The 24,754-nt window shown below is 70.9% G+C and carries 32 protein-coding genes and 1 pseudogene; 15 read left to right on the top strand and 18 right to left on the bottom strand.

Annotated elements, in window-relative coordinates:
* Positions 1-26: 26 nt before the first annotated feature.
* From C4U03_RS21480 to sigE, 3 genes are all read right to left on the bottom strand, one after another.
* A complete protein-coding gene (locus tag C4U03_RS21480) occupies positions 27-575 on the bottom strand; it encodes a YceI family protein (RefSeq protein WP_103939623.1) in 549 nt (182 codons plus the stop codon).
* A 138-nt stretch (positions 576-713) separates the two neighbouring features.
* Entirely contained in the window at positions 714-1,574 is an 861-nt protein-coding gene (locus tag C4U03_RS21475; protein ID WP_103939622.1) for an alpha/beta fold hydrolase, read from the bottom strand.
* Positions 1,575-1,665: 91 nt separating this feature from the next.
* The gene (sigE, locus tag C4U03_RS21470) at positions 1,666-2,265 is read right to left on the bottom strand and encodes an RNA polymerase sigma factor SigE (protein WP_103939621.1); all 600 of its coding nucleotides are present in this window, start codon (positions 2,263-2,265) and stop codon (positions 1,666-1,668) included.
* A gap of 175 nt (positions 2,266-2,440) precedes the next feature.
* On the opposite strand from sigE, the gene C4U03_RS21465 reads away from it, so the two are divergent.
* The gene (locus C4U03_RS21465) at positions 2,441-4,021 is read left to right on the top strand and encodes an acyl-CoA synthetase (RefSeq protein WP_103939620.1); all 1,581 of its coding nucleotides are present in this window, start codon (positions 2,441-2,443) and stop codon (positions 4,019-4,021) included.
* 76 nt (positions 4,022-4,097) lie between these two features.
* The gene (locus tag C4U03_RS21460) at positions 4,098-5,525 is read left to right on the top strand and encodes a serine/threonine-protein kinase (RefSeq protein ID WP_103939619.1); all 1,428 of its coding nucleotides are present in this window, start codon (positions 4,098-4,100) and stop codon (positions 5,523-5,525) included.
* 12 nt (positions 5,526-5,537) lie between these two features.
* Here C4U03_RS21460 and rho read toward each other — a convergent pair.
* The 4 genes and pseudogenes from rho to C4U03_RS21440 form a co-directional block, all read right to left on the bottom strand.
* Positions 5,538-6,629, bottom strand: a pseudogene (gene rho / locus C4U03_RS21455) (transcription termination factor Rho); the annotation flags it as partial.
* A gap of 348 nt (positions 6,630-6,977) precedes the next feature.
* On the bottom strand, positions 6,978-7,370 hold the full coding sequence (locus tag C4U03_RS21450) for a hypothetical protein (protein ID WP_103939617.1): 393 nt from the start codon (positions 7,368-7,370) through the stop codon (positions 6,978-6,980).
* A gap of 2 nt (positions 7,371-7,372) precedes the next feature.
* Positions 7,373-8,092, bottom strand: a complete 720-nt coding sequence (locus C4U03_RS21445; protein WP_103939616.1) for a hypothetical protein — start codon at positions 8,090-8,092, stop codon at positions 7,373-7,375.
* A 36-nt stretch (positions 8,093-8,128) separates the two neighbouring features.
* Positions 8,129-8,440 carry a hypothetical protein gene (locus C4U03_RS21440; RefSeq protein WP_103939615.1) on the bottom strand — a complete coding sequence of 104 codons (312 nt, stop codon included), beginning with the start codon at positions 8,438-8,440 and terminating at the stop codon, positions 8,129-8,131.
* A 138-nt stretch (positions 8,441-8,578) separates the two neighbouring features.
* Between C4U03_RS21440 and C4U03_RS21435 the strand changes: the two genes are divergently transcribed.
* Complete coding sequence (locus C4U03_RS21435; RefSeq protein ID WP_146087457.1) at positions 8,579-8,806, top strand: hypothetical protein; 228 nt, start codon at positions 8,579-8,581, stop codon at positions 8,804-8,806.
* Between the two features lie 104 nt (positions 8,807-8,910).
* Here the strand turns inward: C4U03_RS21435 and C4U03_RS21430 are convergent, their stop codons facing one another.
* The 3 genes from C4U03_RS21430 to C4U03_RS21420 form a co-directional block, all read right to left on the bottom strand.
* Entirely contained in the window at positions 8,911-9,375 is a 465-nt protein-coding gene (locus C4U03_RS21430; protein WP_103939728.1) for a DUF4396 domain-containing protein, read from the bottom strand.
* 164 nt (positions 9,376-9,539) lie between these two features.
* The gene (locus C4U03_RS21425) at positions 9,540-10,406 is read right to left on the bottom strand and encodes a hypothetical protein (RefSeq protein ID WP_103939613.1); all 867 of its coding nucleotides are present in this window, start codon (positions 10,404-10,406) and stop codon (positions 9,540-9,542) included.
* The gene (locus tag C4U03_RS21420; RefSeq protein ID WP_103939727.1) at positions 10,403-12,433 is read right to left on the bottom strand and encodes a PEP/pyruvate-binding domain-containing protein; all 2,031 of its coding nucleotides are present in this window, start codon (positions 12,431-12,433) and stop codon (positions 10,403-10,405) included. Before C4U03_RS21420 ends, C4U03_RS21425 begins: the two co-directional genes overlap by 4 nt.
* A 205-nt stretch (positions 12,434-12,638) precedes the next feature.
* Here C4U03_RS21420 and C4U03_RS21415 point away from each other — a divergent pair, with 205 nt between their 5' ends.
* Positions 12,639-13,418 carry an enoyl-CoA hydratase/isomerase family protein gene (locus C4U03_RS21415; protein ID WP_103939612.1) on the top strand — a complete coding sequence of 260 codons (780 nt, stop codon included), beginning with the start codon at positions 12,639-12,641 and terminating at the stop codon, positions 13,416-13,418.
* Here the strand turns inward: C4U03_RS21415 and C4U03_RS21410 are convergent.
* The gene (locus C4U03_RS21410; protein ID WP_103939611.1) at positions 13,384-13,989 is read right to left on the bottom strand and encodes a sortase domain-containing protein; all 606 of its coding nucleotides are present in this window, start codon (positions 13,987-13,989) and stop codon (positions 13,384-13,386) included. The genes C4U03_RS21415 and C4U03_RS21410 overlap by 35 nt on opposite strands.
* Positions 13,990-14,115: 126 nt before the next feature.
* On the opposite strand from C4U03_RS21410, the gene merB reads away from it, so the two are divergent.
* On the top strand, positions 14,116-14,808 hold the full coding sequence (merB, locus tag C4U03_RS21405; protein WP_200827377.1) for an organomercurial lyase: 693 nt from the start codon (positions 14,116-14,118) through the stop codon (positions 14,806-14,808).
* A gap of 22 nt (positions 14,809-14,830) precedes the next feature.
* Here merB and C4U03_RS21400 read toward each other — a convergent pair whose 3' ends face one another.
* The 5 genes from C4U03_RS21400 to C4U03_RS21380 form a co-directional block, all read right to left on the bottom strand.
* Positions 14,831-15,469 (bottom strand): response regulator transcription factor, encoded by a 639-nt coding sequence (locus C4U03_RS21400; protein ID WP_103939609.1) that lies wholly within the window; start codon positions 15,467-15,469, stop codon positions 14,831-14,833.
* On the bottom strand, positions 15,433-16,731 hold the full coding sequence (locus C4U03_RS21395; RefSeq protein ID WP_235018018.1) for a sensor histidine kinase: 1,299 nt from the start codon (positions 16,729-16,731) through the stop codon (positions 15,433-15,435). Before C4U03_RS21395 ends, C4U03_RS21400 begins: the two co-directional genes overlap by 37 nt.
* A gap of 138 nt (positions 16,732-16,869) precedes the next feature.
* Positions 16,870-17,415, bottom strand: coding sequence for a DM13 domain-containing protein (locus C4U03_RS21390; RefSeq protein ID WP_235018017.1), 546 nt, complete (start codon positions 17,413-17,415; stop codon positions 16,870-16,872).
* 125 nt (positions 17,416-17,540) lie between these two features.
* Positions 17,541-17,927, bottom strand: coding sequence for a hypothetical protein (locus C4U03_RS21385; RefSeq protein WP_146087456.1), 387 nt, complete (start codon positions 17,925-17,927; stop codon positions 17,541-17,543).
* Entirely contained in the window at positions 17,924-18,301 is a 378-nt protein-coding gene (locus tag C4U03_RS21380) for an ATP-binding protein (protein ID WP_160147055.1), read from the bottom strand. The genes C4U03_RS21385 and C4U03_RS21380 overlap by 4 nt, the downstream gene beginning before the upstream one ends.
* A gap of 223 nt (positions 18,302-18,524) precedes the next feature.
* On the opposite strand from C4U03_RS21380, the gene C4U03_RS21375 reads away from it, so the two are divergent.
* From C4U03_RS21375 to C4U03_RS21345, 7 genes are all read left to right on the top strand, one after another.
* The gene (locus C4U03_RS21375) at positions 18,525-19,325 is read left to right on the top strand and encodes a helix-turn-helix domain-containing protein (RefSeq protein WP_103939606.1); all 801 of its coding nucleotides are present in this window, start codon (positions 18,525-18,527) and stop codon (positions 19,323-19,325) included.
* Positions 19,316-19,501 carry a DUF397 domain-containing protein gene (locus C4U03_RS21370; RefSeq protein WP_103939605.1) on the top strand — a complete coding sequence of 62 codons (186 nt, stop codon included), beginning with the start codon at positions 19,316-19,318 and terminating at the stop codon, positions 19,499-19,501. Before C4U03_RS21375 ends, C4U03_RS21370 begins: the two co-directional genes overlap by 10 nt.
* A complete protein-coding gene (locus C4U03_RS21365; RefSeq protein ID WP_103939604.1) occupies positions 19,501-19,764 on the top strand; it encodes a DUF397 domain-containing protein in 264 nt (87 codons plus the stop codon). Before C4U03_RS21370 ends, C4U03_RS21365 begins: the two co-directional genes overlap by 1 nt.
* A 176-nt stretch (positions 19,765-19,940) precedes the next feature.
* Positions 19,941-20,204 (top strand): hypothetical protein, encoded by a 264-nt coding sequence (locus C4U03_RS21360; RefSeq protein ID WP_146087455.1) that lies wholly within the window; start codon positions 19,941-19,943, stop codon positions 20,202-20,204.
* Between the two features lie 414 nt (positions 20,205-20,618).
* The gene (locus tag C4U03_RS21355) at positions 20,619-20,915 is read left to right on the top strand and encodes a DUF6247 family protein (protein WP_146087454.1); all 297 of its coding nucleotides are present in this window, start codon (positions 20,619-20,621) and stop codon (positions 20,913-20,915) included.
* Positions 20,912-21,160 carry a hypothetical protein gene (locus C4U03_RS21350; RefSeq protein ID WP_103939601.1) on the top strand — a complete coding sequence of 83 codons (249 nt, stop codon included), beginning with the start codon at positions 20,912-20,914 and terminating at the stop codon, positions 21,158-21,160. Before C4U03_RS21355 ends, C4U03_RS21350 begins: the two co-directional genes overlap by 4 nt.
* Complete coding sequence (locus C4U03_RS21345) at positions 21,157-21,489, top strand: DUF6247 family protein (protein WP_103939600.1); 333 nt, start codon at positions 21,157-21,159, stop codon at positions 21,487-21,489. The genes C4U03_RS21350 and C4U03_RS21345 overlap by 4 nt, the downstream gene beginning before the upstream one ends.
* A gap of 26 nt (positions 21,490-21,515) precedes the next feature.
* Here the strand turns inward: C4U03_RS21345 and C4U03_RS21340 are convergent, their stop codons facing one another.
* Positions 21,516-21,872: a S24/S26 family peptidase gene (locus C4U03_RS21340; RefSeq protein ID WP_200827376.1), complete on the bottom strand. Its 357-nt coding sequence runs from the start codon at positions 21,870-21,872 to the stop codon at positions 21,516-21,518.
* 241 nt (positions 21,873-22,113) lie between these two features.
* Between C4U03_RS21340 and C4U03_RS21335 the strand changes: the two genes are divergently transcribed.
* Together C4U03_RS21335 and C4U03_RS21330 are read left to right on the top strand one after the other, a co-directional pair.
* Positions 22,114-22,476, top strand: coding sequence for a hypothetical protein (locus C4U03_RS21335; protein WP_146087453.1), 363 nt, complete (start codon positions 22,114-22,116; stop codon positions 22,474-22,476).
* A gap of 184 nt (positions 22,477-22,660) precedes the next feature.
* The gene (locus C4U03_RS21330; RefSeq protein ID WP_103939597.1) at positions 22,661-23,047 is read left to right on the top strand and encodes a group I truncated hemoglobin; all 387 of its coding nucleotides are present in this window, start codon (positions 22,661-22,663) and stop codon (positions 23,045-23,047) included.
* A 112-nt stretch (positions 23,048-23,159) separates the two neighbouring features.
* On the opposite strand, the gene C4U03_RS21325 is transcribed toward C4U03_RS21330, so the two are convergent.
* Positions 23,160-23,774 carry a DsbA family protein gene (locus C4U03_RS21325; RefSeq protein ID WP_103939596.1) on the bottom strand — a complete coding sequence of 205 codons (615 nt, stop codon included), beginning with the start codon at positions 23,772-23,774 and terminating at the stop codon, positions 23,160-23,162.
* 391 nt (positions 23,775-24,165) lie between these two features.
* Here C4U03_RS21325 and C4U03_RS21320 point away from each other — a divergent pair, with 391 nt between their 5' ends.
* The gene (locus C4U03_RS21320) at positions 24,166-24,747 is read left to right on the top strand and encodes a TMEM165/GDT1 family protein (protein WP_103939595.1); all 582 of its coding nucleotides are present in this window, start codon (positions 24,166-24,168) and stop codon (positions 24,745-24,747) included.
* Positions 24,748-24,754 lie beyond the last annotated feature (7 nt).

Below are 24,754 nucleotides of genomic sequence, written 5' to 3'. Positions count from 1 at the left end.
GGTGCCGGAGGTTTCCGGTGCGGGGTTCAGGAACGGACGGCCTGGACTTCGAGCTGGATGTCGACCTTGTCGCTGAGCAGGACCTTCTCGCCCTGCAGCGGGACGTTGAACTCCACGCCCCAGTCCTTGCGGTTGATCGCGGTCTTGGCGGAGAAGCCGGCGCGGAAGCCGCCCCACGGGTCCTCGCCCACGCCGTTGTACTCGACCTCGAGGGTGACCGGACGGGTGACGCCCTTGATGGTCAGCTCGCCGTCCAGGTAGTGGTCACCGCCCTCGACACGCAGCCCGGTGGACCGGAAGGTCATCGTCGGGTGGGCGGCGATGTCGAGGATCTCCGCGGACCGGATGTGGTTGTCGCGGTCGGCGTTGCGGGTATCCACCGAGGCCATCTTGATCTCGACGTTGGCCGAGGACGCGGAGAGCTGGTCGGCGATCACGACCGTTCCGGAGAATTCGGTGAACGTGCCGCGCACCTTGCTCATCAGGTGCCGGATGGTGAAGGTCACCTCCGAGTGCGACGGGTCGATGTTCCAGGTGCCGGCGGTCAGGCCGGGAGCGACGGCGGCGAGGCTCATCACGGGCTCCTCTGTGGGAATGCTTGAAGCTTCAACTACAACCGTGAAATCTAGTTTAATATTCAACAAGTGTCAAGCCGAACGGCCCGCCGGCGTACCGGCGGGCCGTTCGTACGAGAATCGTTCTGGAACCCTGGATCAGGCGGTGGCCTGTCCGGCGTCGAGCGCGGCCTCCGCGGAGAGGCCGCGCGGGCCGTCCGGGCGGACCGGCTCCAGCAACGGGGTGGAGCTGCCCTCCAGGAGGACCTTGGCGACCAGGTCGGGGTCGTCGCCCATCGGCACATGGCCGCAGTCCGGCAGCCAGACGAAGCGGGCGTTCGGCAGCCGCTGCTGGGCGCGCAGCGCCTGGATGGGCAGCAGCAGGCGGTCGCGGGTGCCCCAGGCCACGGTGACGGGGACGTCGGCGCAGGCGCCGGCGAAACGGACCCGGCGCCCGGCCCGCAGCGTGGGCTCGAAGCCGGCGCAGTCGCGCAGCGCACGGGCGTCGGCCAGCAGTTCGGCCGCCTCCAGGCGGTCCGGGTGGCCGTAGATCATCCCGAACAGGGCCCGGCGCCGCTTGGGCGAACGGGCGAGCAGGTCGATCAGCGGCTCGGGCGTGCGCGCCGCCAGCCGGGAGGCGCGCAGCACGGTGCTGGCCCAGCGCAACTCCGGTGCGGTGAAGAACCCGGCCGGGGACAGCACGGTGGCGGAGCTGACCAGCCCGCGGTCGGCCGCCTCCAGGGAGAACAGGCCGCCCAGGGAGTTGCCCGCGATGTGCGGACGGCGCAGCCCGAACTCCTCGAACAGCTCGGCCATGACCGACAACACGGTGTCGACCGTGTAGGGGGTGCCGTCGGGCAGCGGCGGGGAGGCGCCGAAGCCGGGCAGATCGACGGCGATGACCTCGCGCTCGCGCGCCAGCCGGTCCATGACCGGCCGCCACGCCTGCCAGCGGTGGCCGATTCCGTGCAGCAGGACCAGCGGGGGGCCGTCACCACGACGCTCGAAGACGATGTCCACGGCCCTGAGCGTAGGCCGCGGTTACCCACCGGTCACTAGTGATGAACGTTACTGTTTTCCGAACGTGAACCGTCCCCGACTGAGGAAAAAATCAAACCGGCACGGCGGGCAGCTCGTCGGTGGTGAGCGGGCGGCGGTGCTCCAGGGCGTCACGGAGCTGGGCGCGGCCGCGGTGGATGCGGCTGCGGACGGTGCCGAGCTTGACGCCCAGGGTCGCGGCGATCTCCTCGTAGGTCAGGCCCTCGATGTCGCACAGCACCACGGCGGCCCGGTACTCGGGGGCGAGGTCGTCCAGCGCGCGCTGGATGTCGGCGTCCAGCAGCTGGTCGTCGTAGAGCTGGGCCGGGCTCGGCTCACCTCCCTGGAGGCGTTCGGCATCGTCGGGGAGCGCGTCGAAGCGGATGCGCTGCCTGCGCCGGGCCCGGTCCAGGAAGAGGTTGGTGGTGATGCGGTGCAGCCACCCCTCGAACGTCCCGGGGGTGTAGGACGACAGGGAGCGGAAGACCCGGATGAAGACGTCCTGGGTGAGATCCTCGGCATCGTGCCGGTTGCCGGTCAGCCGATAGGCCAGCCGGAACACCCGCGTGGAGTGCTCCTGGACAATCTCCTCCCAGGTCGGCGGCGTCCACGCCATCGAACCTGCGCTCACCGGCACCCCCGCGTGTGATGCTAAATCGTTACGGCCAAGCATGCCTGTACCCAGATAAGAGCCGCGTAAGGACGACGGGAGGAGTGGGGCGCGTTACAAAATCCTGCCCCCCGCGGTGTGACCCAAGTCATGGTGGACGCTGTCGACAGATAATTGAACACTTACGGTCCGGTGGGGAAGATTTCGGACATCGCACCCCGACCCGCGAGGACGTGACATGGCGCGCAGCTACAACCTGGCCGACCTCTTGGAGATCCTGGCCGAGGCTGGCCCCGACCGGCCCGCCCTGGTCGCGGGCGCCGAACGTCGCACGTACCGCGAGCTGAACGAGCGGGCCTGCCGGGTCGGCCACCACCTGGCCGCCGCCGGGGTGCAGCCGGGCGAGCACGTGGCGATCCTGTCGTGGAACCGCGCCGAGTGGATCGAGACCATGCTCGGCATCTTCAAGATCCGCGCGGTCCCGATCCCGGTGAACTACCGCTACGTCGCCGCCGAACTGCGCCACGTGCTGGCCGACTCCGACTCGGTCGCGCTGGTCGGCGAGCGGTCGCTGCTGGCCCGGGTCGAGGAGATCCGCGCCGGTCTGCCGAAGCTGCGGCACGTGGTGGTGCTGGAGGACGGCGGCGAGCACGAGATCCCCGGCTCCGTCCGCTACGAGGACGCGCTCAAGGACGCCTCGCCCGCCGACGACTTTCCCGAGCGGTCCAGCGACGACCGCTACATCATGTACACCGGCGGCACCACCGGCTATCCCAAGGGCGTCGAGTGGCGCTGCGAGGACATCTTCTTCGGTGCCCTCGGCGGCGGCAACGTCCTGGGCGACCCCGTCGCCAGCCCCGAGGCCCTGGCCGCCAACGCCGAGCAGCCGCCCATGGCGGTGCTCGACTGCGCGCCCGTCATGCACGGCGCCGGCCAGTGGGTGGCGTTCATGGGGCTGTTCAGCGGCGCCAAGGTCGTCCTCTACACCGAGCACGCCTTCGACCCGGCCACCGCGCTTAACCTGCTCGCCGCCGAGCAGGCCAACGTGCTGATGCTGGTCGGCGACGTGATGGCCCGCCCGATCGCCGCGGAGCTGGCCAAAGGCGGCTACGACACCTCCTCGCTGCTGGCCGTCGCCTCCGGCGGGGCGCCGCTCACCGAGGCCGCCAAGGACGAGATCAGGGCGCACCTGCCGGACGTGCTGTTCCTCGACAACTACGGCGCTTCCGAGACCGGCGCCTGCGGCCCGTCCGTCGGCGGCAAGGAGGGCACCGCCCGCTTCATGATGAAGCCCGGCATCACCGTCCTGGACGAGAACCTGCGGCCCGTCCGCCCCGGCGAGATCGGCCGGCTGGCGCGCAGCGGCCACATCCCGCTCGGCTACTACAACGACCCCGACAAGACCGCCTCGACGTTCTTCACCGACGCCGAGGGCACCCGCTGGTCGGTCCCCGGCGACTTCGCTTCCCTGGAGGAGGACGGCACGATCGTGCTGCTCGGCCGGGGCTCGCTGGTCATCAACACCGGCGGCGAGAAGGTCTACCCCGAAGAGGTCGAGGTCGCGCTCAAGGACCACCCGGACGTGTACGACTGCGTCGTGGTCGGGCTGCCGGACGAGCGGTTCGGCCAGTGCGTCGCGGCGGTGGTCGCCCCCCGTCCCGGTGCGCGGCCCACGCTGGAGGAGCTGACCGAGCACTGCCGCGACCGGCTGGCCGGCTACAAGCTTCCGCGCCGGCTCCGGCTCGTTCCCGAAGTGCAGCGCACGGCCGTCGGCAAGTCCGACTACAAGTGGGCCCGGTCGGTCCTCGCCGACGCCTGAGCGCCCGCTCGGCGGTCAAGGATCGATGGTGTGTCGCGGAGGATGACTTGGGGCCGATTGCGCAATAAACCGCCACATGAGGGTCGAAGCGGAGAAACCGCTCGCCGGGCGCTACCGGCTGCTCTCCGTGATCGGCAAGGGCGGCATGGGAACCGTCTGGCGCGCCTATGACGAACTGCTCGACCGGGATGTGGCGATCAAGGAGGCGGTCCTTCCAGAAGGGCTGACGAGTTCGGAACGGTGCGCCATGTGCCGCCGTATCGTCGCCGAGGCCCGCGCCACCGCCGCACTGCGGCATCCCGGGGTCGTCACCGTGTACGACGTCCTCAACGAGGACGGCCGGCCGTGGATCGTCATGGAACTGCTGCGCGCCCGTTCCCTCCGCGAGGTGCTGGCCCGGGACGGCCCGCTGGACTCGGCGCGCGCCGCCGAGATAGGACGCGCGGTGCTCGCCGTGCTCAACACCGCGCACGCCAAGGGCATCCTCCACCGCGACGTCAAGCCCAGCAACGTGATGCTCGCCGAGGACGGGCGGATACTCCTGACCGACTTCGGGCTGGCCGTCCACATGCTGAACGGCCACACCGTCGTGGACACGATGGTGTCGGGCATCCAGGGCTCGCCCGCCTATCTGTCGCCCGAGCAGATCCTCGGCATGCCCGGAGGGACGGCCTCGGATCTGTGGTCGCTGGGCGTCACCCTGTACGCCGCCGTCGAGGGCGGCTCCCCCTTCCGGCGTTCTCACGCGCTGGCGACGATGGTCGCGGTGCTGATAGGGGAGTACGCCCCGCCCTGGAACGCCGGCCCGCCGATGCGCGCCCTCATCGAAGGTCTTTTACGCCAGGACCCGTCCACCAGGTTGAGCGCCGCCGAAGTCGCCGCACTGCTGGACCTGGCCGCCGACCGCCCCGACGACACCTGGCGTTCCCGCCGCGCCACCTGGTGGGAGAACGGCCGCACGAGCATGTTCCGGCGTTCGCGCATAACGGCGTTGGTCGGTGTGGCGATACTCGCCGCGACGGTCATCGTCATAGGCGCGTGGACGGCCCGCCTGCGGCCGGGCGGCACAATGGCCGCCCTGTCCGCACAGGACCGAGGAACCCACACCGCCGCCTATCGCGAAGCCGACGGGTACAGCGTGGAGATCCCCTCCGGCTGGGTGCGCGAACGCAGGCGGGACGGCGTCCACTGGAACGACCCCCTGACCGACCGCCACCTGCGCATCAGCCCCGTGCAGGGCGACGCGCTGGCGGGTCTGCAACAGGCCGAACGCGACGCCATCGCCGCCAACGCCTACCCGGGCTACCGCAGGATCCGCCTCGAAGCCACACCGGACGTGGCCAAGGACGCCGCCGAGTGGGAGTTCACCACCCACCGGTTCCGCTACCTGCGAAGCCGCATGGCGGGGTACGAGTTCCTGTTCATCACCCCCGAGGATCGCTGGACCCCCGGGCAGCGTGCCTTCGAGGCGATCCTGCGCACGTTCCGGACCAGCGGGTCCTAAAAGGGCGGGCGCTCAGCCGCTCCGCTGGATCTGCAGCAGGATCTCGGCGTTGGAGGAGGTGTCCTTCACCTTCTCCAGCAGCAGTTCGATGGCCTGCTGCGGGTCCAGCGAGTGCAGCAGCCTGATCAGCCGCCAGTGCAGGGCCAGCTCCTGCGGCGACATGAGCAGTTCCTCGCGCCGGGTGCTGGAGGCGATGACGTCCACCGCCGGGAAGACGCGCTTGTCGGCCAGGCCCCGGTCGAGCTTGATCTCCATGTTGCCGGTGCCCTTGAACTCCTCGAAGAACACGTCGTCCATCCGCGACCCGGTCTCCACCAGCGCGGTGGCCAGGATCGTCAGCGACCCGCCGTTCTCGATGTTGCGGGCGGCGCCGAAGAACTTCTTCGGCGGGTACAGCGCGCCGGCCGCCACACCGCCGGCCAGGATCCGGGCGCTGGACGGCGCGGCCAGGTTGTAGGCGCGGCCCAGCCGGGTGATGGAGTCCAGCAGCATCACCACGTCGTGGCCCATCTCCACCAGCCGCTTGGCCCGCTCCACCGCCAGCTCCGCGACCTCGGTGTGCTCACCGGCGGGCCGGTCGAACGTCGAGTAGATGACCTCGCCGCGCACCGACCGCTGCATGTCGGTGACCTCTTCGGGACGCTCGTCGACGAGCACCACCATCAGGTGGCACTCGGGGTTGTTGACGGCGATCGCGTTGGCGAGGGCCTGCAGCACCATCGTCTTGCCGACCTTGGGCGGCGACACGATCAGCCCGCGCTGCCCCTTGCCGACCGGCGCGACCAGGTCGATGACGCGGGTCGCCGCGGCCCCGGTGTCCAAGCGCAGCCGCTCCTGCGGGAACAGCGGCGTCAGCGTGCCGAACTCGGGACGCTCACCACCGGGCGCCCCGCCGTTCACCGACTCCACGTGCACCAGCGCGGGCCACTTCTCCCGCGCCGACCGCGGCGCCCGCGCCGTGCCGGTCACGATGTCGCCGGGCCGCAGCCCGTTCGCCCTGACCTGCGCCAGCGATACGTACACGTCCTGCGGCCCGGTCAGGTAGCCGGTGGTCCGCACGAAGGCGTGCTTGTCCTGCACGGCCAGCACACCGGAGAAGGGGATGGTCAGCGGCGCGTCGCCGGCGCCGCGCTGTGCGGGCGCGACGACCTGCGCGGACGCCGCTTTGCGCGGTGGCGCGGTGGTTGTCAATGCGTGGTCCTTAGGTAGGGGACGACTCACGTACGCGGTACCAAACACACCACACGCACGCGGCCCAGGGAAAAACATGATCACCGGGCACTCAGATCGACCCGGGACTCAGGGAAAGCACCCTCACCGCCTCATCTCGAGCGGGATCCACCGGTGCTACCACAAGACTACAGCACACCAACCATCCACTACGCAAGCCCGCATCCACCAGGAAACCCCGCCTTCTCCACCCTGCCGGTGCTCGGCCGGGCCGCCGCCGGGCTACCCGGCCTCTTCGAGGTCCTTTTGGAGGCGTTGTAGTTCTCGTACCTTCTCTTCGATCTCCGCCATCTTCTGTGCCATCTCGGCCTGGAGGCGCTGCAGCTTGCGGAGGGTGTCGGCGGGGACCACCTGCTGGCCCTCGCTCGTCGCCTCCCGCCACTTCTCGCCGAACCTCTCCATGTGCGGGGTGATCTCCGCGTCGAACAGCGCACCGCCCGCCACCTCCCGCAGCGACCTGCGGCCGTCCAGGACGTCCTGGAGCAGGGCCTTGAACTCCGGGTCGGTGGATCCGTCCCGCAGGATCTCCAGGTTCTGCCGGATCCGGCGTGAGGCGGCGACGTCGCCTCGGGCCACGTCCATCATCGGCAGGCCGTCATCGTCGAACTCGGTCATCGTCACATCGCCTTGTCGCCGTAGGAGCCTTGGGGGAACGGCTGCGCGTCCAGGCCGTGGATCGCGCCGAGCAGACCGCTGATCACGCCGATGAGGAGGTGGACCGATGAGACGACCAGGCCGACCTTGCCGATGATGTCCAGCCACAGCAGGATGCCCGCGCCGATCTGGGACATGATCAGGGCCAGGCCGGCCGAGGGTCCCACGACGGTCCAGCCGGTGGCGGCCGAGGCGGCGGCCTCGATGGCGATCATGACGGCCAGGTCGCAGAGCGCCTCCAGGGCGCTCACCACGGCCTTGCTCGTGGCCCAGGCGCCGAACGCGACCGAACGGCACTCCCTGGCCACGGTCCTGATCGCCGGCTCCTGCTCCTTGAGGACGCCGGCGAAGTCGCTGAAGTACTGCCCGCATGCGGTGGCCGCGTTCCCCTCCCAGCTCTTCAGCATGGTCGTGGAGCCCCGTCTCAGCTCGCCGGCGTAGGCCGTGTAGAAGTCGCCGACGTGCTCCAGGGCGGAGGAGACCGTCGCTATCGGCTCCCAGTCACCGCCGACGTGTTGTCCCACCCACTCGGCGGGGTTGACTCCGCAGATCTTGCCTAACGCCCACAGGACCCAGTGCGAGGGGCTCACGAAGTCGCTGAGCGAGAGCGTCACGTCGACGGCTTTCGGCATCGGCTCCGCGGGCCGGGGGGCGATCAGCTTGGCGGCGGGTGAATCGGTCATCGGTGTTACTCCGAGGGGGGTCTTGTCGGTATTTTGTTATTTTGGGGAGATCTGCTCCATGAGCTTGGTGTTCTTCTTGTCGGTGCGCCGGTAGACGTCGGCGCAGTGCGTCAGCTCCGTGGCCGATGCGGTGGTCAGGCTCTCCAGCCGTCGGGTGTTCTGCTGGACCGCCTCGCAGATCCGCAGGACTCCCAGGCTGTAGAGGAGTCCCAGTGCGTATCCGCGGCTCTGCTCCACCTGCTCGCCGTGCGTCCCGACATACTGCACGGCCTTTTCCGCGTCACCGGCCAGGACGTGCAGTGACCTGCTGAACTCCTCCAGGGCGGATGGGGTGACCCGAAAAGTCATCCGGCCTCTCTCCTGCGGTGGGATCGTGTGAGGTGCGCCGTTCTTGTCAGCCGCTCCGATCGCCTGACAGGGCGCCGTCGTCGAAGCCGGGCAAGGGTGGTGGAAATAATAGAGCATTATCGGACTCGGCTCCTGCTGGTGGCGATCATTTTCTTCGGCATGGGAAGCGTGACCGTGGTCGCCTCGCTGCTTCTCCTGCAACCTCCGCCGATCGCGAGCGGAGCAGGGCTCATCTTGGCCGGTATCCTCGCCATTCGGGCAAGAGTGCAGAAAAAGGGTTCCCGTGCGGTGGTCTACGCACTCTCGGCGGTGGGAGTGATATTCGCGGCGATGGGACTCGCCTCACTTCTCCCCGTCCGGGGATGACGGTACGGCATCCGATCGTCCGTCATGCTGGAACGAAAAACGGCCGGGACCATTTCCATGGCCCCGGCCGTTCCGTTTTTCCGGAGGTGTCCTCGGACGGGTGTTCAGTGGTGGTACTGGTGGGCGGCGGCGTGGCCGAGGCCTCGGGCGATCATCCAGCGGTTGACCGGGAGGGTGGCGGCGAAGGCCACTGCCAGGGAGAAGGCCAGGGAGGTCCAGAACAGGAGGCTGGACAGGCCGGCCTCCATGGCGCCGGGGACGCCGAGCATGACGCCGTTGTCGACGAGTTCCATCACGGCGATGGAGACCGTGTCGGCGGCCAGGGCGACCTTCAGGGCGCGGCGGAACGGCAGGTCGGCGCGCAGCATGCCGCGCATGGTCAGGGCGTACCCGAAGAAGAAGGCCAGTGCGACGGCCAGGGCCACGGTGGCGACGCCGTGCAGGCCCAGGGCGGTGCCGATGACCATGCCCAGCACCTCGCCGATGGCGCAGCCGGTGAGGCAGTGCAGGGTGGCCTGCGCGGCGGTGCGCCAGCCGCTGCCGCCGTGGGTGTGCTCAGCGTGGTCCATGTCGTCTCCAGGGTGCGGGCCGGTCGTCGTGCGCCTGACTGCAACGGTATACCCCCCTCCCGTATTCCATTGGCCGGGAGATCTCGGCGCCCTGTACGGCGGTGATGTCGGCGGCCGGTGCGTCACCATGGGCCGGAGCGACCATGGGCGCATCCCGGAGAGGCTCAGCCGGGGTCCGGATGGACGGATATGACGCGGAAGCTGCCGTGGTCGACCACCGCGTCGCTGAGACAGCCCTTCAGCCGGCGCAGGGCGTACTCCCCGAGAGCGGGCTGCACGACCAGGGCGTAACGGCCGCCGCCGATCGACGTGAGACCGCCCTGGTCCAGGTAAGGCCGGGTGGAGCCCCGGCAGTACTCCCACAGACGCCGGGCCATCAGGTCGGCGGGCACCTGGCCGTTGGCGTCCGCCTGGATGACGACCGTGCTGGCGGCGGCGTGCACGGGCTCGTCCGGACGGTCCTGGGTGTGGTCGGCCAGTTCGGCCACCGCGACGGCGGCGACCAAGGCGACGATCACCGACCAGAGGAGCGGGCGCAGCCACCGGCCCGGGGAACGCTCCGGCCGGGCCGGGTCCGGTCCGCCCGCCAGCACGCCCCCGGACGGCACGCTCAGTGAGGCGAGCCTGCGCGCCGTGCCGCGCCCCCCGAACGAGGAGGCGATCCGCTCCACCAGGGCGGCCAGCCCGGACACCGCGATGCCCGCGCCGAGCAGGACCGGGATGAAGACCCGGTACGAGTCGGGCTCGGGACGCATCCAGCGGAACGCCGGGGTCTCCACTCCCGGAGTCCCGTAGGGGAGCGAGAACGGCTCCGGTGGGGCGGCGTCGGCCTTGGACAGCTCGGCGATTCGGCGTTCCAGCCGGTTGAGACGGTCGGCCCCCGCCACGGCGACCACCACCAGCAGGCTCACCAGCAGCAGTTCGCCGGCCATGAGCGCACGCTGCCACTCCCAGCGCGCCGTGTAGACGACGAGATACCCGCCGGTGAACAGCACCATCGCGCCCAGCCCGGCGTACACCAGCCGCTTCATGCCACAGACTCCTCGCCGGAGGGGCGGGTGCCGGTGGCAGAAGGCAACGGCTCGACCCGGCCGGTGTCGCCGTCCACCAGGACGTGGGTGCCGGGTGGGAAGCGGTCCAGAGCGCCGCGCAGGCCCACCACGGTCGGTACGCCCAGCTCGCGGGCCAGGATCGCCAGGTGCGACAGAGGGCTGCCGGTCTCGGCGACCAGCCCGGCCACCGAGGGCAGGTGGACGGCCAGCGACGGGGCGAGCGTGCGGACGACCAGCACGGAGCCCGGTGTCGGGTCGCCGTCGCCGGAGTGCACCGGGCCGGTGCCGCGGCCGCCACCGGCGGGGCGGGCACCGTCGCCGGACGGCGCGGCCTCGGCCACGATCCGGTCGCCGGCCAACCGGAACACCGCCGGCAGCGGGGCGGTACGGGGAGGAGCGGGGCGGCGCTCCAGATCGGCGGGGAGGGGACCGCCCTGGAGCACCGCCGCCAGCTCCGGCATACGGAGGGCGCGGACGAGTTCGGGCCGGGCCAGTGCGCCCCGGGCGTGCAGCCGCCGGCCGGCGGCCCAGGCGACCCGGGCGGACAGCTCCTGCACCCAGCGGATGCGCAGCCGCAACGCCTCGCGCGGCGGAAGCGGCTCACGTGGCCGTCCGGCCCGCGCGGGAACGTCCGGCAGCGGGCCGGGCGCCCCGATGGCGGGCGGGGTGAGGGCCAGGACGACCGGATCCTCGGTGAGGATGCGCGGATCGTCCCAGCCCCGCCGGCGGTCCTCGTGCAGCGCCGCTAGGGCGAGCTGCGCCGTGGTGACCGAAGCCGGCTCGTCCAGCAGCGAACCGGCGAGCGCCTCCAGCCCGTGCAGGGCGGCCAGCGTGGCACGCGACCAGCGCAGCGCCGCCGTCAGGTCCTCGTCGTCCAGCTCGGCCAGCGGCGGGACGGCGGCCAGGTCGGCGTCCACCCCGGCCACGGTCTCGGCGGCCAGCGCGGGCAGGTCGGCCCGCAACCGGCCGACCTGCCAGGCCACCGACAGCCGCCGCACCGCCGGGACCGGGTTGAGCAGCCGCAGCCGGGAGGGACGACCCGGGGCGGCGCCAAGCCGCCGCAGGTCGGCCGCCGCGCGACCGCCGACCGACCGGACGGTAGGGCCGCGCCGCAGCGCCCGGCGGGACACGGCGCCGACCGTGGCGAGGGCTTCGGAGATGCCGTGGTCGAGCGGCGCCAGCCACAGGTCCTCCTCCAGCGGGGCCAGCGCGTCCGGCAGCGTCTCGGCGACCGGGCCGGGCCCCAGCAGCGGGGCGCGGCGCGGCGGCGGCGGGGCCAGCGCAGTGACGGGGCGGCTCTGCAGCAGCCACAGCGCGCCGGCCCCGTCGAAGGCGAACTCGACGTCCTGCGGGCCGCCGAACACCGCCGCGGCGCGGGCGGCCAGCCGGGCCAGCTCGCGCAGTCGCGGGCGGGTCAGCGGGCCGCCTGCGGCACCCTCGATCACCCGGCCGCGCCTGGTCAGCACGTAGCGGGTGCCGTCGGCCTCCCCGCCGACCAGCGTGTGCGGGCCGCCGCGCACCGCCGCGACCACGACCCGGTCGGTGCGCCCGTCCACCGGATCGGCGCCGAACATGACCCCGCCGCACGCCGCCTCCAGATGCGGCTGGACGAGCACCGCCATCGTGTCCGGGCCGTGCGCCGACCCGACCACCTCGCCGACGGCCTCGCGGAACGCCGGCCTGCCGCGTACGCCCAGTACCGAGACGAACCGGCCCGCCATCGAGGAGACTGCGCCGTCCTCGGCGGTCGAGGACGAACGGACCACCAGCGCGCGGGAACCGTCCTCGCTGAGCCGGGTCCACGCCTCGCGCAGCCGCCGCTTGAGGGCCAGGTCAGTGTCGAGGTCGCCGACGGCCTGCACGGGTATGACGAATCCGGGCAGCACGGGCAGCCCCCGCCGGGCCGCGCGCGCGAGGTTGGCCGCCTTGGCCCCCGCCACGGCCGAGTCCGCGGCCAGGGGATGGTCCAGTCTCAGGATGCTGAGAGCGCGGTCGCTGTCCGACACCACGAGCTCCGTTCCTTCAGGGCCGCCCAGAACCAGAATCCGCCTCGGTGTCGCCGGACGCCTCCCTCGGGGGAGGTGTCTTGCGCCTCGCCCTCAGGTGTACGGCGGGCCGCCGCGCCTCGTCCCGGAGACGGAGACGGGCCCCTGAGAGCATCGGGGTCGCCGCCCCGTACGATGACGCCGCAACCGACGGAGGAGGCCCGAATTGTCCGCTGAAGCGCTGCTGAGGTGCGAGGTCGCCGAGGGCGTCGGCACCGTCACGATCGACCGGCCGGACAAGCGCAACGCCATGTCGGCGGCCATGTGGCGCGCGCTGCCCGCCCTGCTGGAGCGGCTGGCCACGGACCCGGCCGTGCGGGCGGTGGTGCTGACCGGGGCGGGCGGGCACTTCTGCGCCGGCGCCGACATCGGCGAGCTGGCCGACATCAACCCCGGGGACCTGCCGGTGGCCGCCGAGGAGGCGCTGGTCGCGTTCCCCAAGCCGACCCTCGCCGTCATCCGGGGCTTCGCCGTGGGCGGCGGCTGCCAGCTCGCCGCCGCCTGCGACCTGCGGTTCGCCGCCGAGGACGCCCGGTTCGGCATCACCCCGGCCAAGCTCGGCATCGTCTATCCGGGGGCGAGCACCGCCCGGCTGGTCCGGCTGGTCGGCCCGGCCGCCGCCAAGTACCTGCTGTTCTCCGGCGAACTGGTGGACGCGGCGCACGCGCTGCGCATCGGGCTGCTGGACGAGGTGCTGCCCGCCGCCGACCTGGACGGGCGGGTCGCGGAGTTCACCCGCGTCCTGACCGCCCGTTCGCAGCTCACCCAGCAGGGCGCCAAGGAGATCGTGAACGCGGCCGCGGCGGGCGCCCTGACCCCGGACCTGGTCGACGCCTGGGAACGGGAGTCACGCAAGGGCGTCGACTCGACCGAGGGCGTGGCGGCCTTCCTGGAGCGCCGCGCCCCCAGGTTCACGTGGACTGGACCAGCCGCCCATAAGCGATGACCCGCTGCGGATACCGGCCGCTGGAGCCCCCGATGGAGACGAGCCGGATCCCCGGATAGGACACCTTCCCGTACACCTTGCGGGTGGGGAAGCCGCCCTGCTCGACGAGCTCCACCCGGTCGATGCGGAACACGGCGACGCGGCGGTCCCGGCGCAGCACGGTGACGTGGTCGCCGGGCACCAGCTCGCCGAGCCGGTGGAAGACGGCCGGACCGGCGGCAGAGTCCACGTACCCGGCGATGACGGCCGGGCCGGGCGAGCCGGGCGCCGCGCCGTACCGGTACCAGCCCGCCCGCTGGACGTGGGCCGCCGAGGGCACCTCCAGCGAGCCGTCGGCGTTCCTACCGAGCGTCAGCAACGCGGTACGCACCTGGAGCCGCGGAATCTCCAGGGTGACCGGCCGCGAGGGCGGCAGGCCGTCGGCCGGTCCGAGCTCGCGGACCGGGCTCGGCGAGGGACTTGCGGCGGCCTGAGGTACGGGCGGCCGCGCGGCGACCGCCGGTATGCGCACGACGACCGTGATGGCCAGGATTCCCAGCAGCGTGATACCGATACCACAGAAAGTGATCATCCGGCGATGCGTGGCCTCGCCGGGCCGGGCAGCTCTTCCCACGTGAGCATCTTTTCGTAACGAACCGATCGCGGGGGTGGTTATGGCCGGTTACGCCCCGGGGTGCGCGTGAAACCGTACGAACCCGTGCAACACGACGACCGGAGGGTCATGGACATCGAGGAACTGCGACTGGGCGTCTATCGGGGATTCGCCGCCACCGGCCGGGCGCCCGACCCCGCCGACCTGGCCAAAGGCCTGCGCGCCACCCCTGAGGAGGTCGCGCGCGGCCTGCGGGAGCTGGCCGACCGGCGGCATGTGGTGCTGGACGGGGCCGGGCGCGTGGTGATGGCGCATCCGTTCTCGGCGGTCCCGCTCGGCTTCTCGGTGATGGGCGCCGCCACGCTGTGGTGGGGCGGCTGCGCCTGGGACTCGTTCGCGCTGCCCCATCTGCTGCGCGGCGAGTTCGACGAGCCGGAGGTCGTGGTGGCCACCCGCTGCCTCGGCTGCGGCACCGCGCACGCCTGGGCGGTCGGCCGGGACGCCCCGCCGCCCGGCGACCAGGTGGCGCACTTCCTGGTGCCGGTCGCGCACATGTGGGACGACGTCGTCCACACCTGCGGCAACCAGCGGATCTTCTGTGGTGAGGCGTGCGTCGGCCACTGGCTGGAACGCACCGGCCACGAGCGCGGCTACGTCATGGACCTGCCGACGCTGTGGCGCTTCGCCCGGCACTGGTACGACGGCCGCCTCGACCGGGGCTACGTCCGCCGCGAGCCGGACGCCGCGGCCGGCTACTTCCGCGAGGTCGGCCTCGAAGGCTCCTTCTGGGGTCTTTAGGGCGGTGGCCGCGACCGGACGGTCAGCGGTTGAGGTAGGCGAGCACGGCCAGGACGCGGCGGTTGTCGTCGTCGGAGACCGCCAGGTCGAGCTTGGTGAAGATGTTGGCGATGTGCTTGGCGACCGCCCGTTCGGTCACCACCATCTGCTGGGCGATGGCGGCGTTGGAACGGCCCTGCGCCATCAGCTCCAGCGTCTCCAGCTCGCGCGGCGTCAGCCGGGACAGCGGCTGCCCGCCCCGCGTCATCAGCTTGGAGACCACCTCCGGGTCCATCGCGGTGCCGCCCGCGGCCACCCGCCGCACCGCGTCGACGAACTGCTCGGAGTCGAACACCCGGTCCTTGAGCAGGTAGCCCACCCCGCCGCTGCCGTCGGCCAGCAGCTCGCGCGCGTACAACTGCTCCACGTACTGCGACAGCACCAGCACCGGCAGGCCGGGCACCTCGCGGCGGGCCGCCAGCGCCGCCTGCAGCCCCTCGTCGGTGAACGACGGCGGCAGGCGCACGTCGACCACCGCCACGTCAGGACGGTGGTCGACGAGCGCCCGCAGCAGGTCCGGGCCGTTGTCCACGGCCGCCGCGATCTCGAACCCGGTGGCCTCCAGCAGCCGGACCAGCCCCTCTCTCAGGAGGGCGAGATCCTCGGCGAGGACAACGCGCACGGCAACTCCAGGGTGACGATGGTCGGACCGCCCGGCGGAGAGCTGACCGCCAGCACGCCGTCGAATGTACCGATCCGGCGCTCGATCCCGCGCAGCCCGCCGCCGGACGCCATCGCGCCGCCCTGGCCGTCATCGGTCACCGAGATCCGCAACATCCCGTCCTCGTGCCGTACGTCCACCCACACCTGCCGGGCCCCGGAGTGCTTGGCCGCGTTGGTGAGGATCTCGGCGACCGCGAAGTAGGCGGCCGACTCCACCGGCGGCTCCAGCCGTCCCGGCAGTTCGGCGGCGACCTCCACCGGCAGCGGGTGGTCCAGCGCCAGCGCCCGGACCGCGTCCACCAGCCCCCGGTCGGCCAGCACCGGCGGGTGGATGCCCCGCACCAGGTCGCGCAGCTCGCTCAGCGCCTTGGCGGAGTTCTGCCGGGCCTCGGCCAGCAGCAGCCGCGCCTTGTCGGGGTCGCGGTCCAGCAGGTGCTCGATCGCGCCCAGGCTCATGCCCATCGCCACCAGCCGGGCCTGCGCCCCGTCGTGCAGGTCCCGTTCGATCCGGCGCAGCTCGGCGGCCTGCGAGTCCACCGCGTCCGAGCGGGTCTGCGTCAGCCGCTGCACCCGCAGCGCCAGCCGCGCCTTCTCGGTCGGCGCCAGCAACTGGTGGGCCCACCTGCCGTGCACGGCCAGCAGCGGCCGGGCGATCTTGAGTCCGAGCCCGATGTACAGCAGGCCCACCACCCCGGCCGTGATCGCCGTCGGCCAGTCGCTCACCGGGACGAACGTGTACCACTGGGTGCCGCCGAGCTCGTGGATCGGCACCCACAGCCCGGCCGCCAGCAGGATTCCGTGGATCCCCATGCCGATCAGCGAGATCGGCAGCAGCGCGGTGAAGCAGGCCACGAGCGGGTCGGTCACCATCCAGGCGAGGTCCCGCCAGGTGGCCGGGTCCGACAGCGTGTGCACCGTCCGGTTCCACCAGCCGGTGAGGCCGGGCCGGTGCGGCGGCTCGGGCAGGTACGGCGACTCGATCCGCGTCCCCGTCCACCGGCCGGTCAGCTCCCGGTACTTGTTGGCGTACCGGCGGGACTTCGCCCCGATGACCGGCACCAGGAACAGCCCGAGCCCCATGCCGATCATCGTGATGCTGTTGACCATCAAGCAGAACAGCAGCAGCCCCACGACCATCGACATCAGATACAGGCCCAGGCCGCGCACCGCCGCCCGCCCACTGGCCTCGATGCGCTCGATGATTCCCACGTCGCCGTCCACCGTCGCCCTCCTCGGCCCGTTGTCGCCTGTGGACCCCAGTGTCGGACGAGCGGGGCGCCGGGCACAGTGTCCCCCGAACCCGGATAGAGGGTGTACCTACCTACACCCCGTCCCCCGGACCCCCGGAGGAGCCGCCTTTCATGCCTTCAGGGCGGCGGCTCCGAAGGACACGCTGAAGCGCTTGCACCAGATGCTGACGCTGGTGAGCTTGTCCAGGTCGGCGTCGGCGGGGATGTCGTAGTTCTGGTTGCCCTTGTTGCCCTTGAGCTTGCCCAACTCCACGTACGCGCCGTCGTCGAACACGAACCACCCGCCGGTGCCCTCCTTGACCGGCTGGTCCGACAGCCACACCCGCAGGTCGGGGCCGTTGGAGGTGTCGAGGTCCTCCAGCCGCAGCACCCGCCTGCCGTCCGCCAGCCGGATCACCTTGGCGGTGCCGGACGTCCCGTGCTCGTGCGAGACGAACGACCCGGACGACAGCACCTGGTCCTGCGCCGGAGCCTGCCCGCCCGGAGCCTGCCCCGCCGGGACCTGGGGCGCGCTCGCCGCAGGTCCGGACTCGTTCACCGTCTCGTCCACGAACAACAGCCAGGGCTGGAACAACGCCAGCGCCACGGCCGCCACGACCGCGAGCACCACCAGCAAGACCCAGACCACCGGCTTCCGCAGCAGTGCGCCCATCATGTTTCTCCGCTCGGACGGTTACGACTTCCCACCTGTTGGACGCCCCCATCCCACCGGAAGATGGGCCCGACAACCCTTACCGAGTGATGACGTCCGCCTCCCCCGCCGCCTGGAACGGCGGTTCTCTATGGGACTGAACGGCCGTGCGGTTCTCCCGCCCCTGGGCCAGGACCGGTGCGCAGCTCCAGCGCGTCGGCCAGCGCGGCGTTCAACCGGTCGGCGGCGCGGTGGTAGGCCATCGCCGTACCCAGGCAGAAGGCGGCCTTGCGCCTGCCGCACCGGCGGAGCTTCCAGCGCGCCGCCGTCTCGCGCTGCTCCCTCGCCTCCCGGCGGAGGTCGTCACGCGTCTCCAGCAGATTCGTGACCGCCTCCACCAGCCGAACGGCGTCCTCGGCGAGCGCCCGTTCATGGCCGGACGGCCCCGCCTTGAGCACCGCTTCGGCCCGGACCCGGACGGCGAGCAGGCGGATCGTCAGCCCACGCTCCAGGGGCGACATGGGTATCCGTCTCATGCCGCCACGTCCAGCGGCCAGGCGGCCTTGAGCTCGAACCACACGGTCTTGCCGAACGGCGTCGGCGTCCACCCACACGCGTCGGTCAGCTCCCGGACGAGCAGCAGCCCGCGCCCGTTCTCGTCGTCGTGCCCCCGGCCGCGATCGACCGGCGCGGCCGACGACCCGTCCCGCACCTGTACGTGAAAGCACGCCTCCACCCGCCGCACCTCCACCAGAACGGTCGAACCGGGCATTCCGGCCGCATGAACGAACGCATTCGTCACCAATTCGGAAACGGCGATCTTCACCGCGTCCTCGATCTCCGCGATTCCCCACGAACGGGCCAGCCGCGCCACCACCTCTCGCGCGATCTTCGGCGCCGTCGCGTTCAACGGCAGCCGGCACATTCCGATCATCACCCCCGCCCCCGGCGCACGATCCGACATCCGTGTCCCCCTTCGGCCAATCAAAGCGAACGACTGGCCCCATCGAATCCCAGCCCGCAATACTCAGCGTGACAATGCCCTCACATACATGCAAACAAGGCTGTGTTGCTCAGCGGTTACTTGCGAACGCGCTCTGGCCGCTTGGCACCGCTTGGGAGAGGATGGACACATGGCCCGCAAGCCTCGCCGGTCGTCGGATGCGGTCAGCCCGGCCCTCAGGGCGTTCGGCAACCAGGTCCGCCACCACCGCGAACGCCTCGGCCTCAGCCAGGACCGCCTCGGCGACCGCTTCCCGGTGAGCGGCTCCTACATCGGCCTCATCGAAACCGGCAAGACCCGCTGCACCGAGGACTTCGCGAAGAAACTGGACGACCACCTCACCGCCTACGGCGCCCTGGCCCTCCTGTGGGAGGACCTCGTCCAGCACGCCGCCTATCCCACCTGGTTCGACTGGTACCTCGTCGAACGTCAGGCGGCCATGCTCCAGACGTTCCAACTCGCCGTTGTCTACGGCCTTTTGCAGACGCCGGAGTACGCCCGGGTACTGCTGGGCGATGAGGCGGCCGTCGAAGCAAGGCTGGCCCGCCAGGCCATCCTGACCCGCAGCGACCCCGAGCCTCCCATGCTGGTGGCACTGCTGGATGAGAGCGTCCTCTACCGGCAGATCGGCGACAGGAAAGTCATGCGGGAGCAGCTCGAACACCTCATCGCTGTCTCCTCGCGCCGGATCAGTGTCCAGATCGTCCCCATGGGTGTTCATGACGGACTGTCAGGCTCCTTTGTCCTCGCGACGATGGAAGATCGAAGTGAGGTGGCCTATATGGACACCGCCTTGCGCGGCATGACTCTGGGCGGCAAGGATGGGCTGAAGAAGATCTCTGAATCCCTGTTCGACCTGCGTTCCAAGGCCCTTTCAGCGCGAGACTCCCAGAACTTGATCCAAAAGACGTTGGAGGAGAGATGGATCTGAGCGGAGCTGTATGGCGTAAGTCGTCGCGCAGCACGAACAACGGAGGTGACTGCGTCGAGCTGGCCAGCCTGACGGGTGTGGTGGCCGTGCGAGATTCCAAGGACCCGTCCGGCCCGGTGCTGGCGTTCGCTCGCCGAGAGTGGGGTAGTCTCCTGCGTTCCCTCAAGGGGACGTGATGGACCTGAGCACCGCCAAGTGGCGCAAGTCCAGCTACTCCGGCGACAACGGCGGCCACTGTGTAGAACTGGCGTGGGTGGCCGCCACCCCGTTGTCTTGGCGCAAGTCATCTCGCAGTACGGACAACGGCGGCAACTGCGTTGAGCTGGCCGACCTTCCCGGTGTGGTCGCGGTGCGCGATTCCAAGGACCCGGACGGCCCCGCCCTGGCGTTCACCCGCCGTCAGTGGAGCGTCCTCCTGCGCAAGCTCAAGGACGCCTGATCCTTGGTGGGGCGGACTGGTCTCTGAGTTCGTCGTGGTCTCGCTACGCTCCGGCCGCCCGTTGGGTGCTTCGCATCGCGGGGCGACGGCCGGAGGGTGGCGGTGGCATCAACCGTCGTCCAGTTGGATGGGACTCGATGCCGAGCGCGAGTGACGGGGACCGGAAGGCCCCCCGATTGCATTGGGGACTGGCGGTCCTGCTGATCGGGCTGTCCGGCTACCTGTCGCTCGTGGGCACCGGGCCGGTCCTGTGGACGCTCGCCCTGGTGCCCGCCGTACTCGGAATGCTCCTGGCGACCTGGGTCGCGGTCCGCCTGAACCGACGAGCAGCAGTGCGCGGCGGCAGGATCTGGCTCGACGGGCTCCTGATATTCCTCGCCGGCCTGTCCCCGGCGCTCACCTACCTCGGGCTCCTGCTCCTGGTCCCTCTACTCCAATAGTCGGCGTCGGCAAGGCAGGTACCAGGCATGTGCGACGCCGGGTCGAGTACCGGATTCTTCGCCTCCGGCGGCCTTGATGTGCTCTGCTGGGAGCAGAAACCTTTTGAGGTGCGTAGGGGCGACCCGAACACCACGTCCTAAGGCCGTCCTCCGGGGCGGCCTTAGCGCTGTCTTGGCCCAGGTGTACGTCTGCCGTTTGGATCAGTCGGGTGGGTGCGAGGACCCGGACAGTGGCGCGGAGGCCGGCGGTCAGTGACCCCAGCGGGAAGCAACCGGGTGCTCGGCTGTTCTCCCCCTAACCGATCGGGCCTTCGGTCTCGCCCTGCGCGACGTGGGCCGGACCAGGGCGTGTGGTGGCGGGACTTTTCGGTGTGCGGTGGGCGCCGGACGGGGCGCGTACCTAGACTCGGAGGCATGAGCGCCCAGCCCGTGCACTACGAGGATCCGCAGGACCCGCAGGTCATCATGCGCGATCTGCCGCCCCGCGAGCGGGAGCTCTTCCTGCAGCAGTACCAGGCGGCGGCGCGGGCGGCGGCCGCGGACCCCGGCAGGTATCAGGATCTGCGGCGGCTCCTGCACACGTACAGCTTGATCGTTGTGGCCGCCAACCGGCCCGGCTACTACGAGAGCATCCAGGAGGCCAAGAGCGGCGTCGGTGACGCCGTCCCTCTCGACGAGGCGCTCGCCGAAGAACTCGCACGCCGGTCGTGACGTACAAGCCCTTCCTGGCCGAGCGGGCACTTGCCCAGCTCGGCGGGTTCCCCGTTGACGCACTGGGTGCGCTGGCCCAGGTCATGGCCGTGGTGTGCGAGGACCCCCGCGATCCGCTGGTGACGTTGCCGACTGATGATCCTGAGATCCGCCGTGCCCCCTTCGGAGGGCATGGACTGGTGACGTTCCTGATCGTCGAGCCTGCGCAGGTGGTGCGGATCACCGACATCACCTGGGTCGGATGACCTCGCGTCCGCAGGACATCGCCCTTGGGCGCACCCCTGAGCCGGACAAGAGCCTGGGTGCCATCCGGGCGGCCCTGGTGGTCTCCGAGGACCGTGAAGCGTTCGACGCCGGGCTCAGGGCGGTGCTCGACGAGGTCCGGGTGGGCCTGGATCTGGGTATGCTGAACGACTTCGTGCATCGCTGGTGGATCTCGGCCTGCGACTCGGTGGGAGATCCCGAAGGACGTCGGCGGATGCATGCCCGCGCCAGGCAGATCCTCGCAGAGGGAGCGGCTCATCAGGGAAGACCGTGGCGCGAGGTCCTCGCCGAGCGTGAGAGCCGCCGGTAGGTGTACCGACTCGGTGTTGGTCGAGGTCAGTCGTCGGGCGGTTCGGGCGCGGGCGCCGCTTTCGCCAGGGCACCCGGCCGTTCGGTTCCTTCCACGGCGACGCAGATTCCGAAGACTCGGCCGAAGCTCGTCCATCCGTTGACGCGGCCCCGGTTGTTGCTGATCTGAACCCGGCGCCGGGCCGGGTCGAGGGCCGAGACCAGATGCAGGTAGGTGGTTCCGGCGACCCTGGCGAGGACGATGTCGCCGACCTCCAGTCGCGCGGGGTCGACGGGAACGACCGTGACCAGATTCCCGCTTCGGATCAATGGGACCATCGAAGATCCCGTCGGGCGGAACTCCACGGTTTTCCCATCGCGGACCCGGAGGGCGATGGCGTCCATTCTCCCCATCGGGCACAGGATGCTGCCCTCATTCACCGCTGTCCACCGGTTATCCGGGGCGCAAGAAGCACGAGTGACCTCACCTGCTGAGGGCCGCGGCTGGATGCGAGGATCCCACGGTCCGCTGGTGAGGTTGCCGGCGTCCCTGCTCTGACCGTACGGGCGGGGCGGGCCTAGCCGGATGCGGCACCGTGATCTGGCTGTGCTGGTCGGGCCTCTGCTGGGGCGGGATAGTGCCGGCATGGCCGATGGTGAGTCCGGTGAAGCGGTCCCGGGCGTTCAGCCGTCGGGGGCGCGGATCGCGGTGGCGCTGGGTGCCTCGGTCGTCGCCTGCTGGCAGTTGCTGGTGTACGGGTTCGGCCTCGTCTGGTACCTGCCTGACATCACCGTGCGCAGCGAGTGCGATCCGAGGGAGACGTTGGGTTGCGGGCACGAGTACGGGGAGGCGTGGTGGATCGGGACCTTCCTGGTGTGCGTGGCGGGGGCGCTGTGCATGATCCTGACCTGGGTGCGGACGTACAGGGGCGGACGCTGGTGGCCCTGGCCGCCGGCAACGGAGGTGATCATGGTCGGCTGGATGGTGCCGCAGTCCTGGCTGGCCTGAGCGTGTGGGGCGGGCGGGGATCGCGACCCTGGCCGGTGAGCTTCGCCGGGCGTTCTCTCAACGCTGATTTCGGGCGGTGAGGAGAGCGTCGCAGGCTGCTTACACGGTGCTGATGGCGGGGTAACCGGGCGCTGGTGTGGTGGAGGCGGTTCGGCAGCCATCACGGATGTGGAAGGGCGTTGACATGGGCGAAACCGCCGGCAAGACCATCTACGAGGCCATCGGGGGCGAGGACGCGCTGATCGCGGTGGTCGAGGACCTGTACCGACGGATCTTCGCCGATCCTGCGTTGCAGGGGTTTTTCACCTCGGCGAACATGCCGCGGCTGAAGGGGCGTCAGGTGGAGTTCTTCGGCGCGGCCCTGGGCGGGCCGATGACCTACACGGGCGCCTCGATGCGCGACGCGCACGCCGGCATGGCCATCACCCCCGAGCACTTCAACGCCGTGGCCGGGCACCTCACCGGCGCGCTGCTGGACGCCGGGGTGCCGCAGGCCACGGTGGACGAGATCATCGGCCTGGTGGCGCCACTGGCCGACGACATCGTCACCACGCCCGCCGCCACCGCCTAGACGACCGCCTGGCCGAGCGGCCGGATGAGTGGACGGGGCCTGGTCGAGTTGACGGGCCTGGTCGAGTTGACGGGCCTGGTCGAGTGGACGGTGCCTGGGCGAGCGGGCGCGGTCAGGTCGAGCGGAAGGGGTCCGGGTCGGCCGGAGGGCCCTTGATCTCGTGGAAGCCCGGGGTGCCCGCCACCAGGAGGGTGCCGTCCCACAGGCGGCCGGCCTGCTCGCCTCGGGGTACGCGGGAGATGACCGGGCCGAAGAAGGCGATCCGGCCGCCGTCCGGAGCGGTGACCGCGACGATCGGGGTTCCTACGTGGTCGCCGACCAGGCCGACGCCTTCCGCGTGGGAGGCGCGTATGACCTCGTCATAGGCGGTGGACCGGGCGGCCTCGGCCGGCTTCTCCGGTAGCCCGGCCTCGGCCAGCGCGGAGTGGAAGAGATCGGGACCCCATTCGGGGGCGGGGGCGTGCACCCGCGCGGCCAGCGCCGTGTAGAAGCGCACCAGCGCGTCCTGCCCGTACTCCTGCTCCACGGCGGCGCAGATGCGGACCGGAAGCCACAGGTAGCCCTCCGGATCCCCTTCCGGATCGTCCTCGCGGCCCTCGTTCAGCACCGACAGGCTCATCAGGTGCCACCGCAGCTCGACCGGGCGGACCGTCACCACCTCGCGCAGCCACTGCGCGGTGATCCAGGAGTACGGGCAGGACGGATCGAACCAGAAGTCCGCGAGCACCCGGACGACGCTACCAGGACGCGATCCGGGGCTCCGGGGAGTCTGCCACGCCGGTGTCCGTCGGCGAAGAGAGGGGTCCGGGCGGAATCTTCGCTGGGATTCGGATGGCGCATCGGGTAGGGTTTCGGGCGGCGAAGGGGAGTAGTCCCGGTTTGCCGAGTGGTCGACATGCTGGTGGCCCTGCCTGAACGGTGGGGGTGCCCGGCCCTCGGGCCGCGGGCCGTCCGTCGGGGCGGTGGCGTGGTGGACGAGACCTTCGGCCTGGTAAGGCGTGCCCGGATTCCTCCGGGTGCTTCGTCGTGCCGGGCCGAGGCGGTCCTCTCCGCGCCCGATCCCCCGGCGCGTCAGTCGGCCGGTGCGGCCCGGACCTCGTGGAAGGCCGCCGCTGCGGATGACATTCAACCTGGTCACGTTCTTCACCACGTTCGCCGTGATCTTCCTGGCCGAGCTGCCGGACAAGACCATGTTCGCCTCGCTGGCCATGGGCACCCGGATGCGCCCGCTGTGGGTGTGGTTCGGCACCTCCAGCGCCTTCGTGGTGCACGTCGCCATCGCGGTCCTGGCGGGCAGCGCGTTCGCCCTGCTGCCCAAGCCGCTGGTGCAGGTCATCGCCGCCGTACTGTTCGCGTTCGGCGCGTACACGCTGCTCAAGGGCGGTGACGACGACGAGGACGGCGAGTCGTCCGGCCCCCGGGTCCTGGGGCTGTGGGCCACCTACACCACCGCGTTCATGGTCGTGTTCATCGGCGAGTGGGGTGATCTGACCCAGCTCACCACCGCGAACCTGGCCGCCACCCGCGAGCCCCTGCCGGTGGCGCTGGGCGCGCTGCTGGCGCTGGTGTCGGTGTCGGCGCTGGCGCTGGTCGCCGGGCGGTTCATCGCCGAACGGGTTCCGCTCAAGGTGGTGCAGCGGATCGGCGGGCTTGTCATGATCGTGCTGGCGGTCTGGTCGCTGAGCGAAGCCGTCCTTTGACGGAACG

The organism is Thermomonospora echinospora (assembly GCF_900108175.1).
Classification (GTDB): Bacteria; Actinomycetota; Actinomycetes; order Streptosporangiales; family Streptosporangiaceae; genus Thermomonospora; species Thermomonospora echinospora.
This window is presented reverse-complemented; position numbering and strand designations above follow the sequence as displayed.